Raw genomic sequence first — 25,627 nt, 5'->3', positions numbered from 1 at the left:
GGTGGGCAACACGCCCCCCATCCCCATGCGCCGCCCGACGCGGTCGTTCTGGCTCAGCCAGCCGGGGCGGCTGACCGGCCTGTCGCCGATGATGGCGCGCGCGGTGCTGGTGTTGGTCCTGCTGCTCTGCGCCATCATGCTGATGACGCCGGCGCCGGTCGATCCGATGCAGGATCGGCTGGCGCTGGTCTCCGCGACGATCGTCGATCACCTGCGCCACGGCCAATCCTTCTATCCCGCCGCGTTCGACGCGCTGCGCGAGAATGCGCGACCGCTTCGTCCCGCGCTGCTGGCGGTGCCGCTGCCCGCCCTGCCGGTCCTCGTGGCGAAGGTACCGCCGATCCTGGCGCAGGCGGTGTTGATCGCTCTGACCATCGGTGTGCTGATCGGCTGGGCGCGGCGGTTTCGCCCCGTGCTGGAACGCAGCGGTCCGCGCACGCTGGCGCTGACCCTGCTGATCTCCGGCCTCTATCCGCTTGTCACCCCGGCCATGGTGACGGTGCCCGAGGTCTGGGCGGGTGTGGTCATAGCCTTGTCGCTGGTGCAGCGTCGCCCCGATGCGGAGTCGACCGCCGTGGCACTGGGCTTCATCGCGATGATCCTCAGCCCAGTGGCAATGGTCCACGCCTTGGTGATGCTGATCCTCGCGGTCCGGGCACGGGCGCGGCGCGAGATGCTGGGCTGGATCGTCGCGATCGGGCTGTTCCTGCTGGCGCTGGCCGCCCATGCGCAGGCGCTCAATACGATGACCAGCGCGATCGATCCCGCCATCGCGCTGCCGGGCGCGGCCCTGTCCCCGGGCGCGCTGGTGGCGACGATTGGATCTGCGCAGATATTGGGACGGCTGCCCTTCTGGCTGGTCGTGCCGCTGACGCTGATCGCCGCGCTGGGCTGGATGCATTGGCGACAGCCGGTGGCGCGACGCGCGAGCCCGACGCTGGCCGCCTATGCGCTGCTGCTGATGCTGACCGATGCGGGGGGGCTGCTGCCGCTGGTGTCGCCCCTGTTCTTCCTGGGCGTGGTCTTCGCGCCCGATGCGATCCATGACCTGCTCGTCGCCGCGCGCGACCGGCGGCGGATCACCGTGACGCGAGTGGTGCGATGAGTCATATCCTGTTGATCGTCGGCGGCGGCATCGCGGCCTATAAGAGCTGCGAACTGATCCGCCTGCTACGCAGGAACGGGCATAGCGTACGCTGCGTCCTGACCGAGGGAGGCAGCCATTTCGTCACCCCGATGACGCTGGCCGCGCTGTCGGAGAAGCAGGTGTTCACCTCCTTGTGGGACCTGAAGGACGAAGCGGAGATGGGGCATATCCAGCTCAGCCGCGAGGCCGATCTGGTCGTCGTCGCGCCGGGCACCGCCGACCTGATGGCGCGCATGGCGAACGGGCTGGCCGACGACCTGGCGACCACCGTGTTGCTGGCCACCGATACCCCCGTGCTGGTCGCGCCCGCGATGAACGTCCGCATGTGGCAGCACCCCGCGACCCGGCGCAATGTGGCGCGGCTGCGCGCCGATGGGGTGACGGTGATGGCCCCCGATGACGGCGCGATGGCCTGCGGCGAGTTCGGCCCCGGCCGCCTGCCCGAGCCCGGTGCGATCCTGCTGGCGATCGAGGCCGCGCTCACGCCCGCCGGCCGTCCGCTGGCCGGCCGGCATGTGCTGGTCACCGCCGGGCCGACGCATGAGCCGATCGATCCGGTGCGCTTCATCGCCAACCGCTCCTCGGGCCGACAGGGTTTCGCGATTGCGGACGCGCTCGCCCGGCTGGGCGCGCGGGTGACGCTGGTCGCGGGGCCGGTGACGCTGCCGACACCGCCGGGCGTGACCCGCATCGATGTCGAAAGCGCACGCCAGATGGCCGATGCGGTGCAAGGCGCCCTGCCCGCCGATGCCGCGGTGATGGTCGCCGCCGTCGCCGACTGGCGCGTCGAGGCCGCCAGGCAGAAAGTGAAAAAGGACGGCGGCGCGGCGCCCGCGCTGACGCTTGTCGAGAATCCGGATATCCTGGCGACGGTCGCCACCGGTCCCGATCGCCCCGCGCTGGTCGTCGGCTTCGCGGCGGAGACCGAACATGTCATCGACCATGCCATCGCCAAGCGCGCGCGAAAGCGTGCCGACTGGATCGTCGCCAATGACGTGTCCAGCGATGTCTTCGGCGGTAAGGCGAACAGCGTCCATCTGGTGACCGCGGACGGCGTGGAGAGCTGGGAACGGATGGCGAAGGAGGATGTCGCCCGGGGGCTCGCGCAACGCATCGCCGATGCGCTACAAGCGCGGCCATGACACTTGCACCCATTTCCATTGCTCTCAAACGCTTGCCCCATGGTGAGGGGCTTCCCCTTCCCGCTTATGCCACACCCGGCGCCGCGGGCATGGACGTGGTCGCCGCCGAGACGCTGACGCTCGAACCAGGAAAGCGCGCGGCGGTGGCGACCGGTTTCGCCATCGCCATTCCGCCGGGCTATGAGGTTCAGGTCCGACCGCGTTCGGGGCTGGCGCTGAAGAACGGCATCACCTGCCTCAACACGCCAGGCACGATCGACGAGGATTATCGTGGTGAGGTGAAGGTGATCCTCGCCAATCTGGGCGACCAGCCGTTCGACGTGAAGCGTGGCGAGCGGATCGCGCAACTGGTCCCCGCCCCCGTGCAGCGCGCGGCATGGACCGAGGTCGCCGAACTGGGCGACACGCAGCGCGGCAGCGGCGGCTTCGGATCGACGGGGCAATGATCGCGCTGCTCGCCTTGGCCTCGGCCCAGCTTGCCTTCGCCGCGCCATCCGGGCCGCCAACCCAGGCCGCCCCCCCGGCGAATCCACCGCATGATTGGACGCAGCTTCCCGCCGTCACCCTGCCACCCGCGACACCCGAGATGATCCGCTTCGTCCGCGACGAGGTCGAGGCCGGGCGCTGTTCCCACCCGCACCCCGCCGATGGGCAGGTCAGCCTGGTCGTGCCGCTCGCGCTGCACTTCAGCCGTGACGGGGGAGCGTCCGGCGTCGTGCCGCTCGCGATCGGCTGTCCGACGATCGAACAGTTCAGCGCCGGAGCCGCCCTGCGCATGATGCGCCAGAAGCCGTTCCGCGCGATGCCGGCGGAGGATCACTGGTACCGCAGCGCCATCACCTATACATGGTCGGGATGAGCCTGTCCGACGATGAACTGACCCGCTATGCCCGCCATATCGTCCTCCGGGAATTTGGCGGCGGCGCGCAGATCCGGCTGAAACAGGCGAGCGTTGCGGTGATCGGAGCGGGCGGGATCGGCTCGCCCGCCATCCAGTATCTCGCCGCGGCCGGGGTCGGCGCGCTGGTCCTGATCGACGATGATGCGGTGGAGCCTTCCAATCTGCAACGCCAGACGATCTTCACCACCGACGATCAGGCGACACCCAAGGTCGAGGCGGCGAAGGCCTTTGTCGCGCGGCTCAACCCGCATGTCGCCGTCACCGCGCATCGCCTGCGCATCACGCCCGACAATGTCGCCGGGCTGATCGCCCGCACTGATGTGGTCCTGGACGGATGCGACAATTTCGCCACCCGGCTGGTGGTCGCCGATGCCGCGCTGGCGGCGCATATCCCCCTGGTTTCGGCGGCGGTCGGACAATTTGAGGGGCAGCTGGCCACCTATCGCGGCTGGGAACCCGACAAGCCCTGCTATCGCTGCTTCGTCGGCGACGCGGTCGATCAGGCGGGTTTCACCTGCGCAGATGACGGCGTGCTGGGCCCGGTGACCGGCGTGATGGGCAGCCTCGCCGCGCTGGAAGTCCTGCGCGCGATCGCGCCCTTCGGCCGCGACAGCGCGGGCAGCGTGCTGGTGGCCGATCTTCTATCCCTGCGCTTCCGGACGCTGGCCCTGCCCAAGGATCCCGGCTGCCGTTGCGCGACACGTCCTGAGGGGACGGCATGAAAACACCCGCCACGCCCCCGACACCGCCGCCCGGCTGGCTAGACTGGACCGGCGACAAGTCCTGGATCGGTCAGGTCACCGGCCTGCCCGACAGCGCGTTGCACGCGCATGCCGGCATGGCGATCCTCGTCCTCGCGGCGCTGATCTACCGCCGCCCCCCCTGGGACTGGCGATGCTGGCTGACGGTGCTGGCGATCGAGACCGTGAACGAGGCCTATGACCTGATCCAGCCCTTCTATCCGACCGATGAGGGCAATCTGGCGGCATCGTGGTTCGACATGTGGTCGACGATGCTATGGCCGACGGTGATCCTGTTAACCTTCCGCTGGCTCGCCCGACGCGGCGAACGACGATAAGGGGCGGCGACCGATAGGGTCCCGCCCCTGTCCGCTATCCGGAAATCCTACGCGAACAGCGTTCGCGCGAACTCACGCACCGCAGGACCGATATCGTCGCGCATGACACCCAGCGCCAGGTTCGCGGTCAGCCAGCCCGCCTTGTCGCCGCAGTCGTAACGCTGGCCGTCAAAGGTGAAGCCGTGGAAGGGCTGGTGCCCGATCAGCTTGGCCATCGCATCGGTCAGCTGGATCTCGCCGCCCGCACCCGGCTCCTGCGCGTCGAGGATCTGCATCACCTCGGGCTGGAGGATGTAGCGGCCCGGAATCATCAGGTTGGACGGGGCCTTGCCCTTGGGCTTCTCGACCAGCGCCGTGACCTCGGTCAGGCGGCCGTCCTGCTTGCCGGGCGAGATGATGCCATATTTCCCGGTTTCGCTGTCGGGGACTTCCAGCGCGCCGATAACGTTGCCGCCGACCTGCTCATAGGCCTCGACCATCTGTTTCATGAAGCCGCCGACCATCAGCTCGTCGGGCAGCAGCACCGCAAAGGGGTCGTTGCCCACGATCTCGCGCGCGCACCACACCGCATGGCCCAGGCCCAGCGGCTCCTGCTGGCGAACATAGACGGGGCTGCCCGGCGTCTGACGAATTCCCTCGATCACCGCGAGGCTCTTGCCCCGCGCCGTCATCGTGGCTTCCAGTTCGTAGGAGATATCGAAATGATCCTCCAGCGCCCCCTTGCCCCGCCCGGTGACGAAGATGATCTGCTCGATCCCCGCTTCCAGGGCTTCCTCGACCGCATATTGGATCAGGGGCTTGTCGACGACCGTCAGCATCTCCTTGGGTATCGCCTTGGTCGCGGGCAGAAACCGGGTTCCCAGGCCGGCCACCGGGAAAACGGCCTTCCGCACTTTCTTGATCGTCATGTAACCTCCCTAGACGCTATAGCCCCTAGCGCGATCTCGCGGCACGACATAGCCCCGCCGGTGTCCGCTGCGATTAGGGTGTCATTAAATGCGACGGGCTACGGATCACGCCATGACCAGCGCGCCAATCCTCGTCGTTTTCGGGACAAGACCCGAAGCGATCAAGCTCTTTCCCGTCATACGGGCATTGGTGGCCGTCGGCGATACGCCCGTCCGCACCTGCGTCACCGCGCAGCATCGCGGGATGCTGGACCAGGTGTTGGCGATCGCCGGCCTCACGCCCGACCATGATCTCGATCTGATGGAGCCCGGCCAGTCGCTCGATCGGCTGACGGCGCGACTGCTGACCGGGCTGGGCGACGTGATGGATGCCGTGCGGCCCGCCATGGTCGTGGTGCAGGGCGACACCGCCACCGCCATGTCCGGTGCGCTGGCCGCCTATTATCGCAAGATCCCGGTCGCCCATGTCGAGGCGGGGCTGCGCTCGGGCAATATCTATCAGCCTTGGCCTGAAGAGGTGAACCGGCGGATGATCGCGCCGATCGCCGCGCTGCATTTCGCCCCGACCCGGACCGCGGCCGACGCGTTGCTGGCCGAAGGGATCGCTGCCGACCTGGTCCATGTCACCGGCAACAGCGTGATCGATGCGCTCCACTGGACACGGGATCGCATTGCCGCCGATCCCTCGCTCGCGGCGGGGCTCGATCCCGTGCTGGAGCGAATGGCAGGCAAGCGCATCATCCTCGTCACCACCCATCGGCGCGAGAATTTCGGCGACGGCATGACGGCGATCGCCCGCGCACTGGCGCGGATCGCCGCGCGCGACGATGTCGGCATCCTCTTTCCGATGCATCCCAATCCTCAGGTCGGGGCCGTGATGGACACGGTCCTTGGCGACCACCCCGCCATCGCGCGGATCGCCCCGCTCGACTATCCGCATTTCGTCCGCGCCCTCGATGCCGCGCACATCGTCCTGACCGATTCGGGCGGCGTGCAGGAGGAAGCTCCCGCGCTCGGCAAACCCGTGCTGGTCATGCGCGAAACCACCGAACGACCCGAAGGTGTCGCGGCGGGCACCGCGCGGCTGGTCGGGACCGATGAGGACCGGATCGTCGACGCGCTCTTCACCCTGCTCGACCATCCTGCGGATTATGCCGCAATGGCGCGGGCGCATAACCCTTTTGGCGATGGCAACACCGCCACCCGGATCAGCAGGATCATCACCGATGCCATTGGACGTTGAACTCTCGGTCACGGTCATGGGACTGGGCTATATCGGCCTGCCCACCGCCGCCGTCATCGCGCGCACCGGCGCGAAGGTCACGGGGGTGGACGTCACCCCGTCGGTGGTCGACACCATCAATTCTGGCCGCGTGCATATCGAGGAGGTCGATCTCGACGGCCTCGTATCGGGCGTCGTCGCGCGCGGGCAGCTGACCGCCTCGTTGACGGTCTCGCCCGCCGACGTGTTCGTCATCGCGGTACCCACCCCCTTTACCGAGGGGCGGCAGCCCGACACCACCTATGTCCTGAACGCCGCGCGCGCCATCGCACCGGTGCTGAAGCCGGGTGATACGGTCATCCTCGAATCCACCTCCCCTGTCGGCACCACGGAGCAGGTGCGCGACCTGATCGCCACGCTGCGCAGCGACCTGCGGATGCCCGGCACCGCGCGCATGGGCGAGCAGGCCGATCTCGCCATCGCCTATTGCCCCGAGCGGGTCCTGCCTGGGCGAATCCTGGTCGAACTGATCGACAACGACCGGGTGATCGGCGGCATCACGCCGCGCTGCGCGCGCAAGGCGCTGGCCTTTTACCGCCGTTTCGTCCGCGGCGCCTGCGTCACCACCACCGCGCGCGCGGCGGAGATGACCAAGCTGACCGAGAATGCGTTTCGCGACGTCAACATCGCCTTTGCCAACGAACTCAGCCTCGTCGCCGACACGCTGGGCGTCGATGTGTGGGAGGTGATCCGGCTGGCCAACCGCCATCCGCGCGTCAACATCCTGTCGCCCGGTCCCGGCGTCGGCGGGCATTGCATCGCGGTCGACCCCTGGTTCCTGGTCGCCGCAGACCCCGCCAACACCCCGCTGATCCGTACCGCGCGCGAAGTGAATGACGGCAAGACCGATCACATCATCGCCCGCGCCTCGGCATTGATCGAGGCGGAGACCGCCGACCGCCCGGTCGCCTGCCTGGGCCTGGCATTCAAGGCCAATATCGACGATTTTCGCGAAAGCCCCGCCCTGCGCGTCGCCCAGGCGCTGGCCGAACGTTTCGGCGAGCGCATCAGGATCGTCGAACCCTATGCGGCGCAATTGCCAACCAAACTTGCGGAAACCGGCGCGCGGCTGACCGACATCGACACCGCACTGGAAACCTGCCCGGTCATGATCGTACTGGTCGACCATGACCTCTTCCGCTCGGTCCCGCTCGAAGAGCGACGCGGCAAGACCGTCCTGGACACCCGTGGGCTGTGGCCCGATCAGGTCTGAGCGATATCGGGCCGCATTGCACGGACCGAGGTGGAGGATTAAGGACAACCGCCAGTTGCGGATAGAAAACCATCCATGCTTTCCAAGCTTTTGAATTTTCGCAGGCGCGCGCCCGAATTCGTGCCGATGATGCAGCCGGGCGTGCGGCTTTATGCCATCGGGGACATTCACGGTCGGCTGGACCTGCTCGACGCGCTGCTACCCCGGATCGACGCGGATCATGCGGGTCGCCCCCCGGCTGAGCGGCATATCGTGTTCCTCGGCGATCTGGTCGATCGCGGCCCCGATTCGGCGGGCGTGGTCGAACGGGTGCGCCAGCTTTGCGCCGCCGATCCGAATGTCCATTGCCTGATGGGCAATCACGAGGAAATCCTGCTGCGTTCGCTTGAGGCCGACGACAAGGCACTGCGCTTGTTCTGTCGGATCGGCGGGCGTGAGACGATACTCAGCTACGGCGTGGCGGCCGACGAGTATGAGCGGATGGATTATGCCGAGGTCGCGGGGGCGCTGGCCGCGCATGTCCCGCAGGCGCACCGCGATTTCCTGAGCGGCCTGAAGGAAATCCTGATCATGGGCGATTATGTCTTCGTCCATGCGGGCCTCCGTCCCGGCATCGCCATTGCCGACCAGAAGCTGTCCGAGACCCGCTGGATTCGCGATCCGTTCCTCGACCACCGCATCCCGTTGGAGAAGATGGTCGTGCATGGCCATACCGTCGCGGAAGAGGCTGAGATCCTGCCGCATCGCATCGGCATCGACACCGGCGCCTATCATAGCGACCGGCTGACCGCGCTAATGCTGGAGGATGAACAGCGGGTGATTTTCTCCACCTGAAGCCTCTTTACCGAGGCGAAACGTTTGTCAGGCCATTCCGTTTGGCGGCAAAGCTTAGTATAGCCGCAAAGCGGCGAAGCAATGTTGCATTGCCGCATCAGTATGGGGAGCATTATATCCCCATGCTCGTTGGTGGGTTGCCATGTCGCGGTTCCCGTGCCATGGGCTCACTGACATTTTTTAAGGGAGTTCGACATGCGTCTTGGGAAGTTTCTCGTCGCCGCTGCCGCCGTTTCGATGACCGTTGCTCCGGCGATGGCTGCGAACCCGGCTGCCAGCCTCTCGGTTGCGAAGTCGGTTCGCGCTTCGGCCCCGACCGCCAAGAAGAACGGTCTGGCCGGTGGCGGCGTTCTCGTTGCGGTTCTGGCGGCGGCTGCCGTCGTGGCCGGCATCGTGGTCGTTGCTGACTCGGACGACAAGTCCGACAGCAACTGATTGTTGCTTCAGCCTCACGGCTGAGAGGAATAGCGGCCTTCGGGCCGCTATTTTTTTGCCTGCCGAAGAAGGAAGGTGGACAAATAGGGTTTCCATAGCGACCAGCCACGACCCGCCTTCGCTCTATCGTGTCCACATCCGCGTATGACAGTTCCCGCTGGCGGCGACGCCGCTAACGGGCGGCCACACACCACACGATCCGCGCCACGGTCGAGCATTGGTGCTCGTGTGCGCGGACCGGTGCTCCGCCGCCCATCATCAGGGCCTACCCAGGTGTCACACTGCGCGTAACGCCTGCTCGATCTATCAGAATCGCCACGCCTGCAATCCGCCATTCACAGATCAGCCGCCACGAGAATCACCGTGATTCTGATTTCAGCGCCAATGTTCCAAAGATGAAAACAGGTGCTTGGAGCAACGCGACACATGTAATCTGATCAGATCACGATCCATCAGTAGCGCGAAAGCCGACCGAGCAGCACCGAGCCGAATCCACCCCCACGATTTACCAGCGGAAATCGAACCGCTCAGGAAGACACAGAGCTAGACCGGACCGATGCGGTCTAGCACCCCACAGCTCTATTCTGCACAAACAAAAAGGCCGGAGTCCCAAGACTCCGACCTTTCCATCTTTCGTCGCGAAAGCCCGCGATCAGCGCGGCGACGGCACCCCAGGGACGCTGCCCGGGGCCGCACCGGGCGCGCCGCCCATCATCGACTGCTGGGCCTGCATCTGGCGCAACACCGTTTCGGGAATAAAGTCGATCAGTTCGACATCGAACACCAATGTCGCGTTGGGCGGGATCGTACCCGCTCCCTTCGCGCCATATCCGATCTGCGACGGCAGCCAGAAGCGATACTTGGCGCCCTTGGGCATCAATTTGAGCGCCTCGGCGAAGCCCGGCAGCACGCCCGAGAGCGGCATCGGCGTCGGCTGCTGCGACTTGCCGAAGACGGTACCGTCGATCAGACGGCCGGTATAGTTGATGAGCGCCACGTCGGTCGCGGTCGGATGCCCGCCGCCCTGCCCGGCTTCGATCACCTTATATTGCAGGCCCGAAGCGGTCGTGGTCACGCCTGCGCCGCGCGCTTCGCGGAGAAGCGCCGCATCGCCCTGGCGCGAGACCAGCGCCGCGACGACGATCGCCGCCACCAGCGCCACCCACAACCAGACCAGATAGGCCCGCCGGACGGGACGAAGGGGAACAGCGGTTACGGACATGCGTGCATCTCGCTTTCAGCGTTGGCGTTCGGCGACCAAGCCCCGCGCGTCCTTCATGCGGGCGACGGCGCTGGCAATCATTCGAGCATCAGGTCGATCGCGATCCTGATGCCGGGCCGAGTCGCGAAGGAGCGATCCGACCCGATACGATCACGGCCTCGCCCGCCACCCGATCCGGGAAACGAACGAGGCCGTGACCGCTTTACAAGGCCTTACCGTGCCCCGTCGCGCTCGGCGCGCTTGCGCTCCAGCTTGCGGGCGCGACGGACGGCCGCCGCACGCTCGCGAGCGCGCTTTTCCGAGGGCTTTTCATAGTGGCGGCGGAGCTTCATCTCGCGATACACGCCCTCCCGCTGCAGCTTCTTCTTGAGCGCGCGAAGGGCCTGGTCCACATTATTGTCGCGAACGATGATCTGCATAAAAACGAATTGCTCCGGCAAAACAGGATAAAGCGGCCACAGAACGCTGCAGCCGCATTGTCGGGCGCTCGTAGCAGGGCAATGCCCGAAACACAAGTCACTGGATCGCGAAACCCGGCCGGTCCTTTTCCCGCCTTCCCGATCGTCCGGCCTCTCCCGATCACCGATGTCATCTGCCCGCCATGCGCCGGTGATTTCGCCGCGGATATAGAAGCCATCGTCCCCGGCCAACCTCCCCATGTGGTCCGAGGGCGAGACGAGCCTGCGCTCCCACCCCCGTGGCGCAGGCCATGGGCGCGGCGCCTCCCCTGTCGTCGCGCTCCTGTCGTCGCATCGGCCCCGGCCCGCGCTCCCGCCGGGTCGGGGCCCCTTCCGCACCCTCTTCCGGCGGGACCATGACGGGGCTAAGGCGGCGGGCATGAACGCTCCGCCCCCCGCCAATCCCCTGGTCCTCTATAACAGCCTGACGCGCACGACCGAGACGTTCCGGCCGATCGATCCGGCCAATGTCCGCGTCTATTCCTGCGGGCCGACCGTTTATAACTATGCGCATATCGGCAATCTGCGCGCCTATGTCTTCACCGACACGCTGTCGCGCGTGCTGCGGTGGAAGGGGTGGCCGCTGACCCACATCATCAATATCACCGATGTCGGCCATCTGACCTCCGACGCCGATGCCGGTGACGACAAGATGGAGGCGGCCGCCAGGAAGACGGGCCAGGACATCTGGTCGATCGCTGCCCACTATACCCGCGCCTTCAAGCAGAATCTGAAGGATCTGGGCATCGACGATCCCAGCCGCTTTCCGCTGGCCACCGACCATGTGCCGCAGATGATCGCCTTCGCCCAGGCGATCGAGGCCCGGCATTGCTATCGCCTGCCCGATGGCCTGTATTTCGATGTCACCACCGTCCCCGATTACGGACGGCTCGCGCGGCATCACGATGACGAGGGCGAAGGCCGGATCGATCCGGTCGCGGGCAAGCGCCATCCGGCCGATTTCGCCATCTGGCGCGCCTCCGCCCCGGGCGAGAAGCGGCAGATGGAATGGGACAGCCCCTGGGGACGCGGCGCGCCGGGCTGGCATCTCGAATGCTCGGTGATGAGCCGGCAATATCTCGGTGCGCAGTTCGATATTCACACCGGCGGCATCGACCACCGGGAAATCCACCACCCCAATGAGATCGCGCAGAACCAGGCGCATCAATGCTCGGCCGACACCGGCGCGAATATCTGGATGCACAACAACTTCCTGGTCGATCGCACGGGCAAGATGTCCAAATCCTCGGGCGCCTTCCTGAAGCTACAGACGCTGGTCGATCGCGGCTATCACCCGCTGGCCTATCGCCTGATGTGCCTCCAGGCGCAGTATCGCTCGGAAATGGAGTTCACCTGGGACGGGCTGGCCGCCGCGCAGGTGCGGCTGAAACGCCTGGTCCAGACGGTGGAGGGGCTGCGCGCGCGGGCGGATGCACCGGAAAAAGGCGATGCCGCCCTCTATCGGGAACGGCTGGACGCCGCCCTATCTGACGATCTGGCGACTCCCCGCGCGCTGCCGGTGCTGGACGAGATGCTGGGCGACAAGAAACTGTCGCCCGGGGTCCGGCTGGCCGCGCTGGCCGATTTCGACGCGACACTGGGGCTTCAGCTGGGCACGCTGACCCGCGCGCATCTGCGCACCCGGCCAAAGGATGCCACGCTGGACGAGGCGGATATCGAGGCGAAGCTGGCCGAACGGCGGGCCGCGCGCGCGGAAAAGGATTTCGCCCGGTCGGACATGATCCGCGACGTGCTGGTGGCCGCCGGCGTCGAGGTCATGGACGGCGACCCGCTCGGTTGGGACTGGAAGCCGGTCGCACCCGGGATCTGACCCGCCGATCGGCGGCGGGCAACTGCGCCCCGGCAAATGCCGGGGCCGTTTTTCACCGCCTCCCGCGCGGCGATCGCATCCTCAGGCCGATGAACAGGATGGTCGGCCAGAACATGGTGTTGGCGATATCGCCGAGCGTATCGGCCCATCGCCATGATCCGTAATGCATCCGGTCGAGTATCTCATTGCCCGCCTCGGCCAGTGCCACACAGGCGAGCGGGATCGGCGTCGACAGTGATTTGCGGGTGACGATGCGGGCCAGGAACAGCACCGCCATCCCCGCATGAACGTGGAGCAGGCTGTCGGCCATGCCGGTGCCGTCGCCAATCGCTTGAATCAGCGCGGCATATTGGGCTGGGATATCCATGCCCGGGCCTTGCCGACTGGCGGCGGCCCGCACAATCCCCGACACCGCCCCATTTCGCGACAGTGCGTCCAGCGGACGGCGCAATCCGGCCAATCGGACGAGACACGGCCCGCGCGCCCGTGAGGAAGCGCGGGCCCGGTCCGGGCGAACCCCTGTCCGTCAAAGAATCAGAAGCTGCTCCAATCATCTTCGTCCGGCTTGACGGCCAGATTGCCGCGCGACATCGGCATCGCCCGACGCGCGATCGCCGCTGGTGCGGGCGCGGCTGGATGGGCCGCAAATGCCGGGCGTGGCGGCGATGCAGCATCCCCGTCCTCCACCTGGAAGCGGCCGACCTGCTCATCGAGCACGCGCGCCTCATGCGACAGGGTGCGGACCGCCGCCGTGACCTCTTCGATCATGGCCGCATTTGCCTGGGTCACGCCGTCCATGTCGTTGATCGCCAGATTGACCTGCTGGATGCTCGTCGCCTGTTCCGCCGCGCCGCCCGCGATCTCGGTCACCAGGCCCGCAATCTCCTGCATCCCGGTCGCGATCAGGCGCAGCGAGTCATCGGTCTTGTTGGCCAGTTCGACCCCGCTCCGCACCCGGTCGACCGTGGTGTTGATCCGCGAGCTGATGTCGCGCGCCGCTTCGGCCGAACGTTCGGCCAGAGCGCGAACCTCGGACGCCACGACGGCGAAACCCTTGCCCGCATCGCCCGCCCGCGCCGCCTCCACCCCGGCGTTGAGCGCCAGCAAATTGGTCTGAAAGGACAGGCCGTCGATCACCGCGATGATCTCGGCGATCTCGTTCGACGAGCGTTCGATGTCGCCGATCGCCGCCACCGTCCGGCGCACGATCTCCTCGCTGTTCGACACATCCCCGCTCGCCTTGCGCACGATCGTCTCGGCGGACTGCGCCTTGGCCGCGGCCGCCGCGACCGATTGCGAAATCTCGTTCATCGCGGCCGATGTTTCCTCGATGCTCGCCGCCTGCTGTTCGGCGCGACGGGCAAGGTCGTCGGCGGCTTCGTTCATCTCGACCGTCCCATTGGCGATCCCGGCCGCACTGACCCGGACCGACCCCAGCGCGGAGGACAGGCGCGCGACCGCCGCGTTGAAGTCGCGCTCGATCGCCGCATAAGCGGTGGGGAAGCCGGAAAGACGCGGCGTCAGGTCGGAATGCGCCAGTTGCTCCAGCGCGCCGCCGATCCGGTCGACCACCTCGCGCTGCTCGCCATCGGCCTTTTTCTTGGCGATCGCGGCCTCGCGGAAGACCTCCACGGCGCGCGACATGCTGCCCAGTTCGTCGTCACGATCGGTATCGGGGACGACCACGTCGTTGCGACCGCTCACCAGCGCTTCCATCACGCCGGTCAACCGCACGATCGGCCGCCCCAGCACCCGCGCCAGCAACGAGGCCATCGCCACCGCCACGCCGAGCATGACGAGGCCACCGATGACCAGACTCCACTGGCCGGTGCGCAGCGCGGTCGTACGCGCCACGCGGCTGTCGCGCATCACGACCGCCGTCCGCGCCCGCAGATCGCGCAAAGGCTCCAGCGCCGCCGTCACGCTCGCATCCGAACCATGCGCGCGCAGCCAATTCTGGGCACCGTCGCGATCGGTCCGGGCCCGCGCGATCAGCGGATCGCCGATCGTCCGGCGCCACGTCTCGACCCGGGCGTGCGAGCCGGCCGCCAGCGCCCGCGCGGCGGCATCCCCGGCCAGCAGCGTGTCCAGCTTGCCCGCCGCCGCGGTCTCGACCGCACGCGCAGCATGATATTGCTTCAGATAGTCTTCATCGGCGGTGATGAGGAACGCCCGCATCTCGCTGTTTTCGTGCTGGACCCCGCCTTCCATCTCGATCGTCGCGGTGTAGATGTCCTGCGCCTGGACGCTGATCGCGGTCGTAGTTTCGATACGGCTCAACGCCCACCACAAGACACCCATCATGGTCAGGACGGACAGAAGAACGATCGCAAAAGCCAAACCGATCTTCTTCGAAATGGGGATGGAAGAGAGCATGACGATTCCCGGTATCGGGAGCCCCGCTGACCCCGATTCGTCCCCACGCTAGCCGCCGAAATGCAAAGGTCCCGTTAAGCGGGGCGGCAAGACATCGGGTGAGCGCGCCCGAAATCTCGATCGTTTCTTCCGCGCGTCAACGCCCCGCACTTCGACAACTTCAGTTCAACGGCGTATTCACCGTATCCAGCAAGGGCGGGCGATAGGGAATGGACGCATCCTTCGGGATCGACGCGATCTCCGCCGCCACCGCATCGGCGCGCGCGGAGGAGGAAGGATGCGTCCGGCTGCGGAACAGGCCGCCATCGACTTCGCCGCCATGCTCGCGCCAGAACCGTACCGCATCCTGCGGATCATAGCCCGCATTGCGCATCAGATAGGCGCCCAGCAGATCGGCTTCGGTCTCGGTCCGGCGGAACAGGCGGCCGTTGCGGCCGAACTCGGATAACAGCCCGCGCTTCACCCCGGCGGCATCCAGCCGGTCGCGATGATGAAGGATGTTGTGCGCGAATTCATGCGCGACGACGACCGCGATCATCGAGTCGTCGAACCGCTCGAAAAAGCGTGCGCCGATCTGAACGATGTCGCCATCCGCCGATGCGGACAGGCCCGGCCCCATCATCATCTCGAACCGCGAGGCGCAGCCCGGCTGCGCGGCCAGTGTCACGGTCCGGCGAGCGCCCTTGCGCAGGATCGTCAGATGGAGCGGCTGGTCGGCGGGCAATGCGGCGATCCGGCGCTGTGCCGCATCGCGAGTCGCGGTATCCGCCCGATCATGCCCGGCGGGCAGGGCGACCAGCGGCTGCCCCTCCACCGCCGCCACGGTGTCGTCCGCCTGGATGCCAGCCTTGGCCGCCGCGCTGCCCGGCACCACCGCCTCGACCGCGACCGGCCCTTCGAACCCGAAGATCGCGGGCAACTGCGCCCGCACCGCTGGATCATATTGATCGATGGCATGCAGCACGAGGCCGGGCATCGGCGCGCGGTCACGACACAGCGACTCGTTGGCGGTCGCCAGCCGCCAGGCGACGCTGGCCAGCCGCAGATCGGCCGCGCGCATCGCTGCGAACAGCGCCGCATCGCTCGCCCCGTCCGTTGCCACGGCCGTGACCGGCGACGTGGCAGGCGGACGCGCCGGAGCCGCCAGCGACAGGGTGGACGCGGCCAGAACCGCCGAAACCAGGATAAAGGACCGTGCCATGACGCCCTGCTAGACCGCGCCGCGCCGGTTCGCAAAATCAACCGGCGCAACCCCGCACAGCTCACCGCAAAGCCGTATCATGCGCAACTATCCATCCGACTTGCGGGGGGCGGACGCCAACTTCATTGCGTATATCGTCATTTGGGAGCATGGGCGAAGGGGTTGGATAAAAAAGATGACAGAGAGCAGGAACGACATGGCCGCGAACTGGGCCCCCGACAGCTGGACGAATGCCGAAGCACGCCAGCTTCCCCGCTATCCCGACACGCAGGCGCTGACCGCCGCGACCCGAACGCTGGCCGCCTATCCCCCGCTGGTCTTTGCGGGCGAGGCGCGCAGCCTGACCGCCGAACTGGCCGAAGTGGCGGCGGGCCGGGGCTTCCTGCTCCAGGGCGGCGACTGTGCCGAAAGCTTTGCCGAGCATAGCGCCAACAACATCCGCGACACGTTCCGCGTCATCCTCCAGATGGCGGTGGTCCTGACCTGGGCGTCGAAGCTGCCGGTGGTGAAGCTCGGCCGCATGGCAGGCCAGTTCGCCAAGCCGCGCTCGGCCGATACCGAGGTCGTCGGCGGCGTCGAACTGCCCAGCTATCGCGGCGACAATGTCAACGATATCGCCTTCACCGCCGAGGCGCGTATCCCCGATCCGCAGCGGATGCTGCGATCCTATGCGCAGTCGGCGGCGACGCTGAACCTGCTGCGCGCCTTTGCCCAGGGGGGCTATGCGAACCTGCATCAGGTGCATCGCTGGACCCATGACTTCATGGGCCGCAGCCCCTGGGCGCAGAAATATAGCGAGATGGCCGACCGGATCGGCGAGGCGCTGGAGTTCATGGCGGCATGCGGCATCAACCCCGCCTCGGTCCCGCAACTGGCGCAGACCAGCTTCTACACCAGCCATGAGGCGTTGCTGCTGCCGTACGAGCAGGCGCTCACCCGACAGGATTCGCTGACCGGCGACTGGTATGACACCTCGGCGCATTTCCTGTGGATTGGCGACCGCACCCGTTTCGAGGGTTCGGCGCATGTCGAATTCCTGCGCGGCATCGGCAACCCGATCGGCGTCAAATGCGGCCCCAGCCTGGAGCCCGACGCGCTGCTGCGGATGCTCGACACGCTGAATCCGGGCCGGGTGCCGGGACGGATGACGCTCATCACGCGCTATGGCCATGACAAGATCGAGGCGCATCTACCCCGGCTCGTCCGGGCGGTCACGCGCGCGGGCCATCCCGTCGTCTGGTCATGCGATCCGATGCACGGCAACACGATCAAGGCGGCGACCGGCTACAAGACGCGCCCCTTCGAACGGATCCTGGCCGAGGTGCGCGGCTTCTTCGCCGTTCACCGTGCCGAGGGCACGCATGCGGGCGGCATCCATGCCGAGATGACCGGGCAGAATGTCACCGAATGCACCGGCGGCGCGATCGACGTGACCGAACAGTCGCTGGCCGACCGTTACCACACCCATTGCGACCCGCGCCTCAACGCGGGGCAGAGCCTGGAACTGGCCTTCCTGCTGGCCGAAATGCTGAACGAGGAAATGGCCGAACGCCGCAAGGACGCGGCCTGACCCGACGCCAAGGGGCGGGGTAGCTTGACCAGCGACCCCGCCCCTTGGCTTTTCTTACATTTTGTTGGGGCAGATGCTTGACGCCCCTCCCCACCCCCGCTAACAGCGCCGCTCCACCGCACATGGCCCCTTCGTCTAGCGGTCTAGGACGTCGCCCTCTCACGGCGAAAACACGGGTTCGAGTCCCGTAGGGGTCACCAAACTGTCAAAACCCTCATTTTGGGGTTGGTTTGGCGTGCCGAGAGTGAACGCGGCCCGTGATAATTCTTCAAGCATTCCAAAGGGCTGCCTGAATTCTACGGTCAGCCGATCATTGGCCCAAGTACAGTTCGAAAGTACCAAATTTAGAGCTCGACGCCGGTATTCCGGGGCCATCTCCGCAAAGCCTTTGTGGGCGTTCCTGACGACATCGAGCAGCGCCACGCCATCGTCGACATAGGCCTCGTCGGCATTATTGAGGTGCTCGAGTCCTCGGATCGCCCGCGCTCTCTCCTCCCGCCAGGTGGTAGCGATGCGATCGTGAAATTCCTTGGTGATACGTCCATCGACCTTATCGAGGTAGATGGTGTCAAGACGCTCCTGGAGCTTGTCTGCCTCGGCAGTCAGCCGCGCCTTGGCTTCATCACGCTCGCGGCTCTCGTCGCCATGGCTCTCGCGGAGCGCTCGCTGTACGAGACCGAAAATCTCGTCGTCGAGGCGAAGCCGCGAAAGCATCTGTTCGAAATGAACGTCAAGCGCCTCCTGGCGGACGTAACGCTCAGGGCATTTTCCCTTAAAGCCGGTGCAATGGTAGTAGATGTATTTCTGCTTTTTTATCTCCGCGACCATCGCACAGCCGCAGTGGCCGCACGTCATCAAGCCGGTGTAGACGAAATCTTTGGGACTCGCGCGGACATTGGATGCGCTACGGCCATCGATGACTTCCTGAGCTAGTTCCCAAGCCTCGAGCGAGACGATCGGGTCGTGTAGGCCTTGGTAAAGCTTACCGTCCCACTCATAGGAGCCGGTGTAGAGCCGATTTCTGAGAATATAGAAAATCGTACTCGTACTGCTGACGAGCTTGCCGCTTCGACGATACCTCAAACCAAGCTCGCGCGCCTTCGCTGCCAGTTCGTTGATTGAGAAATTACCGGTTCCGCACAGCTCGAACAGGCGCGCAATGATCGGTGCGATCTCGGGATCGACCGCGATCACCTTCCGCCCAGCATCATTGCGGATGTTGCGGTAACCGAGTGGAGCGAGGGTAGGCCAATAACCCTGCGCGGCCTTTTCGGTCATGCCCTTGCGCGCTTCCTCTGATAGATTGTCGATATAGTTCTTGGCCATCAGCACCTTGATGCCGTGCATGAACTTCTCGGAAGACCTGGAATCCTTGGAAAGGACGACACCCTCCTTGGCGAGGTGGATCTCGATATCCAACTCGTCGAGCGTCACCCAGTCCTTGAGGTTGCGATACAGCCGATCGGTCTTTTCGACCAGGATCATTCGGACCGATGGATGGCGTCGTAGGTACGCAAGCATCGCTTCAAATTCGGTACGCCCGGCCTTCCGCGCGGTTTCTACATCGACATGTTCGGCTACGATATCGATGTCGTTGATCGCTGCGTAGTCTCGGAGAAGTTTGAGCTGGGCAGGAATCGAGAATCCCTCGCGCTCCTGCTCCGACGTTGAGACGCGAGCGTAGAGAACCGCTTTCTTCAATGCGTGGTGGACCGACGCACGTGCCACCGTCCGTCTCAGCTTCGCTCTGGGTTTCGCCATTGTTCCACAATTCCTTCTCTGCTCTCAATCACGATCCTTCCCCACTTCCAACCGCGAAACGCGCCTATCGCTGGGGAATTGTGGCCGTGCCGCCGTGCCGTTCTGTTCACTATTTATTCTGCGATAGCGTTGACCCGTCAAGCTGCCGATTCGGCGTAGACAAACCGCTTGGCTGGGTTATCCGGCGTTCGTGTCGTCGTCGCATTCCCTTGACGGTTGTCGAACGACAATGGTCCGACGTCGGGCGATGGCGAGCTCATAATAGTCGGTCAGGTCGCCTAGCAGAATCCTCGCTTCGTCCTGAGACACTGGCCGGCCCAGTCGTCGTGCGAATATCCCACTGGCATCCTCAATCAGCTGCCGTGAGAATTTATCGCGCCTCGCAATGCGAGGTTCCCGTGGAGTCTCTTGGGTCGAGCTCCCCGCTGAGGATTCACATGCAGACTGAGTAGGCTCCTGATCCGTAGCCTGCGCTCTAGGTTGCGGAGGAGGGTTGGACTGACCGTAAGGCGTTCGTGGCCCGGTCGAGGAATCATTGGCGTTCCCGTACCTCGTGTTAGAAGATCGGGCGCGCCTCATCGCCGTACGATGCGATTATCGTGTAAGGGACATTCGCATTGCCTGAGGTGCCAAAGCAAGGCCCCACCGAGGCGCACCGTCATTATCACGTCGCCGCTCCAATCGATGGAGCTCAGCGGGATGTCTTGGAGCAAGGTTATTGTAACTCGCGTGCCACCGTTTATCAACAGTTCCCGCACTCGAGCCGATCTACAGTGCTCAGCGTGTCGATGATGTCGCGGGCGGTCAGGCGCTATCTTCCTCGCAAACGCCCATAGAAAGACTAAGCGTCGATTGCGGGCCTATTCAACGAGATTGGCAAGATTCTTCAATGACGAATCCATGCCGGCGCGATGGTCAGCTTCGCTGATCCCCGTGGGGACGTTCTCGGCGGTGAACGTCACTTTCGTGCCGTTTGCGACGGCCGTGAATATCGTGGTCATCGTCATGGTGCCGGCAAAGGCCGGATCGGCGGACTCGAACTCGACAGCCTCGACAATTTTTTCATTCGGTATCAGTTCGATGAAGCGTGCCTCGACAACGTCGGTATTCTCCGTTGATTTGCCTCGGCCACGCTCGGTCTCGGAATAGACGAATGTCATCCGATAGCTGCCCCCAACACGGGGGTCGAAAGCGAGGATCTTCGCAGTCATGCCCTTGGGCGCACGCCATGACGCAAGGGCCTCGGCATCGAGAAAAGCGCGGAAGATGGCACGTGGTGGCGCAACGATGGTGCGAGAAGCTGTGTGGGTTCGAGGGTCTGTCATGAAACCTGTATGATAGAGGGCGGTCGCGAAGTCGCGCCAGCAGACGCTTTAGACACAAGGAACTTTGAACCCATCGCCGCCGAACCCTAGTGTGGAAAACCCCAAACCGGCCTCCACACGAGGAAAACGACGGCCGGCTTTCTTGGTCCAGGCGCGATCGTTGAGGGACGCGCCTGGACCAAGAATTGGTTCAACCGTTCAGCTTGTCCTTCACCGCTTTAGCGGGCGTGAACGAGAGCTTCTTCGAGGCCGCAATCGTGATGGTCGCGCCAGTCGAGGGATTGCGACCTTCGCGCTCCGCGCTGGCCTTCACTTTGAACTTGCCGAAGCCGTTGAGCGAAATCTCCTCGCCCTTCGCCGCCGCGTCCGCAATCGCCGCGAAGACAGTATCGACGATTTTCTTGGCGTCGGCCTTGCTCGAGCCGGTGGCGCTGGAAAGATGGTCGGCGAGGTCGCTGTTGTTCATGTTTCACTCCTGGTTGTTCCCCTGCTGATCTATCGAGGAGCGGATAGAGCGACAAGCCTGCTGCCACCGCGCCGCTTAATCTTGCACCTCTGACGATACGGAGCGCGCTACCACGCCGAACCCGAGCATTCGCTCCCGCTTGGCCTCGTTGGTGGGCGAGTCGGGCGATTGCGGGGTCGTCGCGACCGAAGCACCGCCAAGCCTAACAGGCCGTTCGGCGAAGATCGCAGGGCCAAAACGCCGCGTGAGGTGGTCTGCGACGCTCAGGGCATAGTGCCTTTGGCGCCACGCTGTGGGGCTGTGATAGACCCCGATCGCGGCCCAATAGTCACCGGTCGCCCGCAAGGCCGACAGGAAGATCCAGCGGGCAACATCGGCATTGAAGCAGGCATCGGACTTGAGCCAGGTGCGAACCTCCTGCTCGGGCCGCCGCAGCACCGCTGCGATCTTTGGCACCCACCAACTATTGATCTGAAGGGGCCCCAGGTCATGCGATCCGTTGGCATTGGCGACCTCCGCGCCGACCCATCCGCCTTCCTGGTCGCGCAGTCCCCACAGGGTTTTCTCGAGCCAATCCTTCCCACCAGCGGCACGTGCAATGCAGTGTGAGATGGCGCCTTCCGAAGGTCTCGCCATCCCCGCCGAGGGTGAAGCCGCGGTGGATGCCGCGAACACCACGGCAAGGCAGCCGGCGCGCAGAATAGATTTGAGGCGGCATCGGGCGGAAAATGCAAAGGCGGTGTGGTTCATGGCAAACTGCTCCGTGATCAATGTTCCGGACCGTGGCCGGAATCGGCGTCACGGGAGTCATGTACTTGGGCGGGCGCTGGGTCGGTTCGGGCGTCGGCGCGATCGGCTTCGGCAGGCGCGCGATCGACGACAGATTGCAGGAAGCGGTCGAGGATGTCGGCAATCCCGCGGGCATTTTCAGCCAGCCGCTCCGGCAGGCCCCTTGGCGCATTCGTCCGTTGGTCGAGTTGCCGGCCAAGGGCCATGTCGCGCCGCTCGGACCGCTCACGATCCTGGTCCGCCCGAGCTCGCTCAATCGGGTCTGCATGACGCGCGGCGAGGCTGTCGCGGCTATCCCTGTCCAGCCTTCCGAGCCCTTCCAGCGCGGACGTCTTTTCGCCGGAATGGGTCTCGAGCTTCTCGGCGAGGCGCTTCCCGTCCTCGGTCCAGAGCTTCACGCCGAAGCGCGCGCGGGTGATCGCCGTATAATAATTCTGGCCGTTCACGAGCCCGGAATTGACCGGCGCCAGCACATACACCCGGGCGTAGGTCTTGGACTGCGCGGAATATACGGTCTCTGCGTATCCGTGGTCCCAGTGCTTGTGCTCGGACAGGTCGATCTGCTGCACGCGCTCGCCTCGGTCCCAACGGATCGTGGCAACGGTTCCATCCATCTTTTCGACCGTGCCACGCTCGGCATTCTTTAGATCGAGCGCATTGTTCACCAGACGCCATTGGATGCGATCGCCTTCCGCGAGGTCGCGATTCTCCGCGTTGAACACGTTGATCTGCTTGACCTGACTCTGCCGCGGATCCCAGCGGATCATCCGGCCGTTTTCGTCGACCAGTCGCACGACCTGCCGCCCGTTCTCGGCGCGTCCGATACCGACAACACGATATTGGACGTCGCGCGCGATCCCCGCGCCGAGCTGATCCCGCGTGAAGGTCACGACCTGGCCGCCTGAATAAAATCGGGCATAGTGTTTCTCCTGGTCGGACATGCCGCTCGGCGTCAGGACCTGGAGCCGTGCGTCTTCGGCCGCGATCGCGCTTTCCGATTTCAGGGTTTCGCGAATCTTTGAGTTCACGATCAGCCGGGTGGCATTGTCGAGCACCAGGATGTTCGTGGTGGCGCGGTTCTCCGGCTTGAGCCGGGTCCATTCCGCGACGAGGCCCTTGGCGAGCGCCTCGGCCCCCTCCCCGCTCACGACCTTGTCGAGGTGTGACAGCGAGGCGGCATATTCCGCGGCCCGCGCATGGGTGACCGCGGCCTTCATGCTTTTGGTCTGCTGGCGCATCGACTCGGTGAGTTGCGCCGTGGCGAGGCCGAACTTCTGCATCAGCCAGAAGGGCTTCCCCTGTTCGATCGCGCCGGTCTGCTTGTCATCGCCGAGCAGGATCAGCCGCGCGCCCGTCATCCGGCTGATCTCGAGGATGCGAATGGCCTGGCGTGTCCCGAGTTGCCCGGCCTCATCGAGGAGGAGAACATGGCGGTCGGTGATGCCGCGACCACCGCTGGTGAGAACGCTTTCGACCGTTCTCGATTCGACACCCGCGATCTGACCCGTGGTCGCAGCGGCTGACGATGTGGGGGCCAGCGCGACCAGCACCGTTCCCGGCTCGGCCGCCTGTCTCAGGGTATTCATCAACGTCGATTTGCCGGCGCCGCCGACGCCGTGGATGCCAGTGACCCGGTCCCGCGACAAGGCCGATTGAACGAGGGCCTGCTCCTGATGGGGCGTGAGGCCAGCGGTCTCCAGCGCGACCAGGAGGCGGTCGGCGGTGGCGATGGGTCGGGCATCATCCAGGGCCAAAGCGAGGTGCTGCGACAGCGCCATTTCCTGGCGAGCGCTGCGCCTGCTGGTCCGGCCGCGGGTTAGAGTCTGATCGCCCGTCGGCGCACGGGTGACGAGGAGCTTGTGCTTCGCCTCATGCTCGGCAAGCAACGGCCGGACATCGGCAAGCCTCACCTCTCCGACATGGCTGGCCAGCGCCAACCCGTACATGCGGCCGAGATTGTTCACGGCTTCGCGTGTCTCCGCCTGCCGCAGGCCGAACAGACTCGCGCGACCGGCGGTTCGGCGGTCGACGTCGATGATCGACGTGCCCCGTTCCTCGACCTGCGCGGTGAGTTTGGCGAGGTCCGCCTCATAGGGTTTCGCGCGCGCGGCCCACTGGATGTGGAACTCGTCGAGTGTCGCCGTCACCTTGGGACCGCGCGTCTGGTAGAAGGATTGGCGACGCGCTGCCTGTCCGGTGAGCCCATGCTCCTTGGCATGGGCATCGATCTGTCCAGCGCGCTGGGAGGTGTCCTTGATAAAGTCCTTGGGAACGCCGACGATCTCGAACAGCCCCCGTCTGGGGTCGAATTCGACTTCGTATCCGATCTGGCGAAGCTCATGGGCGAGGTCGTTTCGATAGACCTGCCCCGCAACCATCTGCTCGGCGAACATCGCCCGTGTCTCGAGGCTGGCCCAGGACGAACCGTCCTCTCGGTTCGTGATGTTCATCACGACAACATGGGTATGGAGATGGGGATCGAGCTCGCGGCTGGCATGTTCGGTGAAGCGGGCAAAAATCAGTCGACCAGTCGTCTCGTGAACGATCTGGCCGTTGTCGCGTCGGCGCAGGGACGCATGTTCTTCGAGATATTCGAGCGCCGTCCCGACTGCTTTCTCATGGGCGGCGATTATCCGCTCGTCGCCCATCACCAGCGCCATGATCGATACCGATTTCGGCGCATTGACGGCGAAGTCCCAGCCGGGGTGATGCTCGATCTCGCCGTTGGCACGGTGGCGGCCGAGTTGCTGGTCGTCGATCTTTCCGGCCAGCAACTCTTGGAAAGTCTGGGGATCGACCGGGCCGGATAGCCCTAACTCAACCGCTATCCGGCCACCCCATTCTGAATGTTCGTCGCTCCCTTTGGTGTAATAATCGCCCACCGTATAATAGCGGGCAATATTGCCGGGCGTACCTTTCAGGCGGCGGGGATGGATCATGCCGGCCGCGCCGGCCTGGCCGGGCCATTTTCGCGATCATAGACATCGAGTTCGATGCGGGTCCGGCCCCGTTGGGGGGCAAGCGTGAAGGCCGGAGCAGGTGCGACAGGGTCTGTCGGCGGGTTTTCGGCGGGTTTCGGTTCAACCCCCTCCCCCTCGGCGGCCCCACTGCTGCCGCCCTCGAAGAGGTCAGGCGATGTTGGCGGAGGCGGTGGCGGCACCGGTCGTGCAGCCTTCTTGCGTCGCGGCGGTGATGGCGACTCGGTTGACTTGGCTTCGGCATGGATCGCGGCGATCAGGGCCTCGCCATCCCGGTCGCGCACCGGCGGCGTATCGCGTTCGACAAAGGCGTCGGCGATGGTCGCGACGGTGTTGAAGCGGTCCTGGAAATGGACCACCGGCAGGTTGCGACCGAACCGCAGGAAACCCGACAGGTTGGGCAGATTGGTGACCTCGGTGTGCATGACCAGCGGGCGGGTCACCTGCATGCGCGACAGGTTCACGCCGTCGCGCATGTCGTTGACGCCGTAGGACATGCCTTCGTTCGCCTCGACCTGTTCGACCTGACCGAGATTCTCCGAAACATGCTTTGCCGTGGGGGTGTCGTTGGCGCGGAGAGCCATGTAGCGCGACATCGTCGGTGACTGGTCAGCGACATTGATGGTGATGTGTCAGCGGTGACGTTGGGGATAGTGTCACACGAGGTTGGCCTGGATCAAGAGGCGTTGTCGCGCAGCGATGTCGCTGGC

23 protein-coding genes, 1 tRNA gene and 1 pseudogene are annotated in these 25,627 nt (G+C 65.2%); 13 read left to right on the top strand and 12 right to left on the bottom strand.

Translation table 11 applies throughout. The features are described 5' to 3' along the window. Nucleotide 1: 1 nt before the first annotated feature. From RN629_RS08780 to RN629_RS08755, 6 genes are read left to right on the top strand one after another with little or no spacing between them, the layout of a single operon-like run. The gene (locus RN629_RS08780) at nt 2-1,105 is read left to right on the top strand and encodes a hypothetical protein (RefSeq protein WP_407034878.1); all 1,104 of its coding nucleotides are present in this window, start codon (nt 2-4) and stop codon (nt 1,103-1,105) included. Further along, nucleotides 1,102-2,289 carry a bifunctional phosphopantothenoylcysteine decarboxylase/phosphopantothenate--cysteine ligase CoaBC gene (gene coaBC / locus RN629_RS08775; protein ID WP_407034877.1) on the top strand — a complete coding sequence of 396 codons (1,188 nt, stop codon included), beginning with the start codon at nt 1,102-1,104 and terminating at the stop codon, nt 2,287-2,289. The genes RN629_RS08780 and coaBC overlap by 4 nt, the downstream gene beginning before the upstream one ends. After that, nucleotides 2,286-2,735, top strand: coding sequence for a dUTP diphosphatase (gene dut, locus RN629_RS08770; RefSeq protein WP_407034876.1), 450 nt, complete (start codon nt 2,286-2,288; stop codon nt 2,733-2,735). Before coaBC ends, dut begins: the two co-directional genes overlap by 4 nt. Next, a complete protein-coding gene (locus tag RN629_RS08765; protein WP_407034875.1) occupies nt 2,732-3,148 on the top strand; it encodes a hypothetical protein in 417 nt (138 codons plus the stop codon). Before dut ends, RN629_RS08765 begins: the two co-directional genes overlap by 4 nt. Then, nucleotides 3,145-3,912 carry a HesA/MoeB/ThiF family protein gene (locus RN629_RS08760; RefSeq protein WP_407034874.1) on the top strand — a complete coding sequence of 256 codons (768 nt, stop codon included), beginning with the start codon at nt 3,145-3,147 and terminating at the stop codon, nt 3,910-3,912. Before RN629_RS08765 ends, RN629_RS08760 begins: the two co-directional genes overlap by 4 nt. Beyond that, nucleotides 3,909-4,268: a hypothetical protein gene (locus RN629_RS08755; RefSeq protein WP_407034873.1), complete on the top strand. Its 360-nt coding sequence runs from the start codon at nt 3,909-3,911 to the stop codon at nt 4,266-4,268. Before RN629_RS08760 ends, RN629_RS08755 begins: the two co-directional genes overlap by 4 nt. A gap of 47 nt (nt 4,269-4,315) precedes the next feature. Here RN629_RS08755 and galU read toward each other — a convergent pair whose 3' ends face one another. Further along, the gene (galU, locus tag RN629_RS08750; RefSeq protein ID WP_407034872.1) at nt 4,316-5,176 is read right to left on the bottom strand and encodes a UTP--glucose-1-phosphate uridylyltransferase GalU; all 861 of its coding nucleotides are present in this window, start codon (nt 5,174-5,176) and stop codon (nt 4,316-4,318) included. A 112-nt stretch (nt 5,177-5,288) separates the two neighbouring features. Between galU and wecB the strand changes: the two genes are divergently transcribed. The 4 genes from wecB to RN629_RS08730 all read left to right on the top strand — a co-directional run bounded on the left by wecB (nt 5,289) and on the right by RN629_RS08730 (nt 8,940). Then, on the top strand, nt 5,289-6,419 hold the full coding sequence (wecB, locus tag RN629_RS08745; protein ID WP_407034871.1) for a non-hydrolyzing UDP-N-acetylglucosamine 2-epimerase: 1,131 nt from the start codon (nt 5,289-5,291) through the stop codon (nt 6,417-6,419). Beyond that, entirely contained in the window at nt 6,403-7,671 is a 1,269-nt protein-coding gene (gene wecC / locus RN629_RS08740) for a UDP-N-acetyl-D-mannosamine dehydrogenase (protein ID WP_407034870.1), read from the top strand. The genes wecB and wecC overlap by 17 nt, the downstream gene beginning before the upstream one ends. Before the next feature lie 75 nt (nt 7,672-7,746). After that, nucleotides 7,747-8,505, top strand: coding sequence for a metallophosphoesterase family protein (locus tag RN629_RS08735; RefSeq protein ID WP_407034869.1), 759 nt, complete (start codon nt 7,747-7,749; stop codon nt 8,503-8,505). Nucleotides 8,506-8,700: 195 nt separating this feature from the next. Further along, complete coding sequence (locus RN629_RS08730; RefSeq protein ID WP_407034868.1) at nt 8,701-8,940, top strand: hypothetical protein; 240 nt, start codon at nt 8,701-8,703, stop codon at nt 8,938-8,940. Between the two features lie 652 nt (nt 8,941-9,592). On the opposite strand, the gene RN629_RS08725 is transcribed toward RN629_RS08730, so the two are convergent. Both RN629_RS08725 and rpsU read right to left on the bottom strand, forming a co-directional pair. Next, nucleotides 9,593-10,162, bottom strand: coding sequence for an FKBP-type peptidyl-prolyl cis-trans isomerase (locus RN629_RS08725; RefSeq protein ID WP_407034867.1), 570 nt, complete (start codon nt 10,160-10,162; stop codon nt 9,593-9,595). Between the two features lie 212 nt (nt 10,163-10,374). Next, nucleotides 10,375-10,581 carry a 30S ribosomal protein S21 gene (gene rpsU, locus RN629_RS08720; protein WP_007404630.1) on the bottom strand — a complete coding sequence of 69 codons (207 nt, stop codon included), beginning with the start codon at nt 10,579-10,581 and terminating at the stop codon, nt 10,375-10,377. Nucleotides 10,582-10,999: 418 nt separating this feature from the next. Here rpsU and cysS point away from each other — a divergent pair, with 418 nt between their 5' ends. After that, the gene (gene cysS, locus RN629_RS08715) at nt 11,000-12,451 is read left to right on the top strand and encodes a cysteine--tRNA ligase (RefSeq protein ID WP_407034866.1); all 1,452 of its coding nucleotides are present in this window, start codon (nt 11,000-11,002) and stop codon (nt 12,449-12,451) included. Nucleotides 12,452-12,503: 52 nt separating this feature from the next. Here the strand turns inward: cysS and RN629_RS08710 are convergent, their stop codons facing one another. The 3 genes from RN629_RS08710 to RN629_RS08700 form a co-directional block, all read right to left on the bottom strand. Continuing rightward, the gene (locus RN629_RS08710) at nt 12,504-12,818 is read right to left on the bottom strand and encodes a hypothetical protein (protein WP_407034865.1); all 315 of its coding nucleotides are present in this window, start codon (nt 12,816-12,818) and stop codon (nt 12,504-12,506) included. Nucleotides 12,819-12,985: 167 nt separating this feature from the next. Next, nucleotides 12,986-14,827: a methyl-accepting chemotaxis protein gene (locus tag RN629_RS08705; protein WP_407034864.1), complete on the bottom strand. Its 1,842-nt coding sequence runs from the start codon at nt 14,825-14,827 to the stop codon at nt 12,986-12,988. Nucleotides 14,828-14,987: 160 nt separating this feature from the next. Further along, on the bottom strand, nt 14,988-16,028 hold the full coding sequence (locus RN629_RS08700) for a M48 family metalloprotease (RefSeq protein ID WP_407034863.1): 1,041 nt from the start codon (nt 16,026-16,028) through the stop codon (nt 14,988-14,990). Nucleotides 16,029-16,224: 196 nt separating this feature from the next. On the opposite strand from RN629_RS08700, the gene RN629_RS08695 reads away from it, so the two are divergent. Then, the gene (locus RN629_RS08695; protein WP_407034936.1) at nt 16,225-17,598 is read left to right on the top strand and encodes a class II 3-deoxy-7-phosphoheptulonate synthase; all 1,374 of its coding nucleotides are present in this window, start codon (nt 16,225-16,227) and stop codon (nt 17,596-17,598) included. A gap of 124 nt (nt 17,599-17,722) precedes the next feature. Continuing rightward, nucleotides 17,723-17,798: transfer RNA gene (locus tag RN629_RS08690), tRNA-Glu, on the top strand. Here RN629_RS08690 and RN629_RS08685 read toward each other — a convergent pair. From RN629_RS08685 to RN629_RS08660, 6 genes and pseudogenes are all read right to left on the bottom strand, one after another. Beyond that, nucleotides 17,758-19,359, bottom strand: coding sequence for a recombinase family protein (locus RN629_RS08685; RefSeq protein WP_287458773.1), 1,602 nt, complete (start codon nt 19,357-19,359; stop codon nt 17,758-17,760). The two genes, RN629_RS08690 and RN629_RS08685, sit on opposite strands and share 41 nt — an antisense overlap. 860 nt (nt 19,360-20,219) lie before the next feature. Continuing rightward, the gene (locus tag RN629_RS08680) at nt 20,220-20,684 is read right to left on the bottom strand and encodes an SRPBCC family protein (RefSeq protein WP_281124148.1); all 465 of its coding nucleotides are present in this window, start codon (nt 20,682-20,684) and stop codon (nt 20,220-20,222) included. A gap of 190 nt (nt 20,685-20,874) precedes the next feature. Continuing rightward, nucleotides 20,875-21,150, bottom strand: coding sequence for an HU family DNA-binding protein (locus tag RN629_RS08675; RefSeq protein WP_033964144.1), 276 nt, complete (start codon nt 21,148-21,150; stop codon nt 20,875-20,877). 75 nt (nt 21,151-21,225) lie between these two features. Beyond that, nucleotides 21,226-21,900, bottom strand: a complete 675-nt coding sequence (locus RN629_RS08670; protein ID WP_033964159.1) for a lytic transglycosylase domain-containing protein — start codon at nt 21,898-21,900, stop codon at nt 21,226-21,228. Between the two features lie 17 nt (nt 21,901-21,917). Next, entirely contained in the window at nt 21,918-24,878 is a 2,961-nt protein-coding gene (mobF, locus tag RN629_RS08665; protein ID WP_281124149.1) for a MobF family relaxase, read from the bottom strand. Continuing rightward, nucleotides 24,875-25,510: pseudogene (locus RN629_RS08660) on the bottom strand (type IV secretion system DNA-binding domain-containing protein); the annotation flags it as partial. The pseudogene RN629_RS08660 and the gene mobF, both read right to left, overlap by 4 nt. Nucleotides 25,511-25,627: the final 117 nt, after the last annotated feature.

Source organism: Facivitalis istanbulensis (assembly GCF_040560405.1).
Taxonomy (GTDB): Bacteria; Pseudomonadota; Alphaproteobacteria; order Sphingomonadales; family Sphingomonadaceae; genus Sphingomonas; species Sphingomonas istanbulensis.
Note: the sequence above shows the minus strand (reverse complement) of the source record. Positions and strands in the feature narration are given on the sequence as shown.

Excerpts from the sequence above, each read along its gene's own strand:
- coaBC (WP_407034877.1), top strand. The coding sequence starts at position 1,102 with ATGAGTCATATCCTGTTGATCGTCGGCGGCGGCATCGCGGCCTATAAG.
- dut (WP_407034876.1), top strand. The coding sequence starts at position 2,286 with ATGACACTTGCACCCATTTCCATTGCTCTCAAACGCTTGCCCCATGGT.
- RN629_RS08765 (WP_407034875.1), top strand. The coding sequence starts at position 2,732 with ATGATCGCGCTGCTCGCCTTGGCCTCGGCCCAGCTTGCCTTCGCCGCG.
- RN629_RS08760 (WP_407034874.1), top strand. The coding sequence starts at position 3,145 with ATGAGCCTGTCCGACGATGAACTGACCCGCTATGCCCGCCATATCGTC.
- RN629_RS08755 (WP_407034873.1), top strand. The coding sequence starts at position 3,909 with ATGAAAACACCCGCCACGCCCCCGACACCGCCGCCCGGCTGGCTAGAC.
- galU (WP_407034872.1), bottom strand. The coding sequence starts at position 5,176 with ATGACGATCAAGAAAGTGCGGAAGGCCGTTTTCCCGGTGGCCGGCCTG.
- wecB (WP_407034871.1), top strand. The coding sequence starts at position 5,289 with ATGACCAGCGCGCCAATCCTCGTCGTTTTCGGGACAAGACCCGAAGCG.
- wecC (WP_407034870.1), top strand. The coding sequence starts at position 6,403 with ATGCCATTGGACGTTGAACTCTCGGTCACGGTCATGGGACTGGGCTAT.
- RN629_RS08735 (WP_407034869.1), top strand. The coding sequence starts at position 7,747 with ATGCTTTCCAAGCTTTTGAATTTTCGCAGGCGCGCGCCCGAATTCGTG.
- RN629_RS08730 (WP_407034868.1), top strand. The coding sequence starts at position 8,701 with ATGCGTCTTGGGAAGTTTCTCGTCGCCGCTGCCGCCGTTTCGATGACC.
- RN629_RS08725 (WP_407034867.1), bottom strand. The coding sequence starts at position 10,162 with ATGTCCGTAACCGCTGTTCCCCTTCGTCCCGTCCGGCGGGCCTATCTG.
- rpsU (WP_007404630.1), bottom strand. The coding sequence starts at position 10,581 with ATGCAGATCATCGTTCGCGACAATAATGTGGACCAGGCCCTTCGCGCG.
- cysS (WP_407034866.1), top strand. The coding sequence starts at position 11,000 with ATGAACGCTCCGCCCCCCGCCAATCCCCTGGTCCTCTATAACAGCCTG.
- RN629_RS08710 (WP_407034865.1), bottom strand. The coding sequence starts at position 12,818 with ATGGATATCCCAGCCCAATATGCCGCGCTGATTCAAGCGATTGGCGAC.
- RN629_RS08705 (WP_407034864.1), bottom strand. The coding sequence starts at position 14,827 with ATGCTCTCTTCCATCCCCATTTCGAAGAAGATCGGTTTGGCTTTTGCG.
- RN629_RS08700 (WP_407034863.1), bottom strand. The coding sequence starts at position 16,028 with ATGGCACGGTCCTTTATCCTGGTTTCGGCGGTTCTGGCCGCGTCCACC.
- RN629_RS08695 (WP_407034936.1), top strand. The coding sequence starts at position 16,225 with ATGGCCGCGAACTGGGCCCCCGACAGCTGGACGAATGCCGAAGCACGC.
- RN629_RS08685 (WP_287458773.1), bottom strand. The coding sequence starts at position 19,359 with ATGGCGAAACCCAGAGCGAAGCTGAGACGGACGGTGGCACGTGCGTCG.
- RN629_RS08680 (WP_281124148.1), bottom strand. The coding sequence starts at position 20,684 with ATGACAGACCCTCGAACCCACACAGCTTCTCGCACCATCGTTGCGCCA.
- RN629_RS08675 (WP_033964144.1), bottom strand. The coding sequence starts at position 21,150 with ATGAACAACAGCGACCTCGCCGACCATCTTTCCAGCGCCACCGGCTCG.
- RN629_RS08670 (WP_033964159.1), bottom strand. The coding sequence starts at position 21,900 with ATGAACCACACCGCCTTTGCATTTTCCGCCCGATGCCGCCTCAAATCT.
- mobF (WP_281124149.1), bottom strand. The coding sequence starts at position 24,878 with ATGATCCATCCCCGCCGCCTGAAAGGTACGCCCGGCAATATTGCCCGC.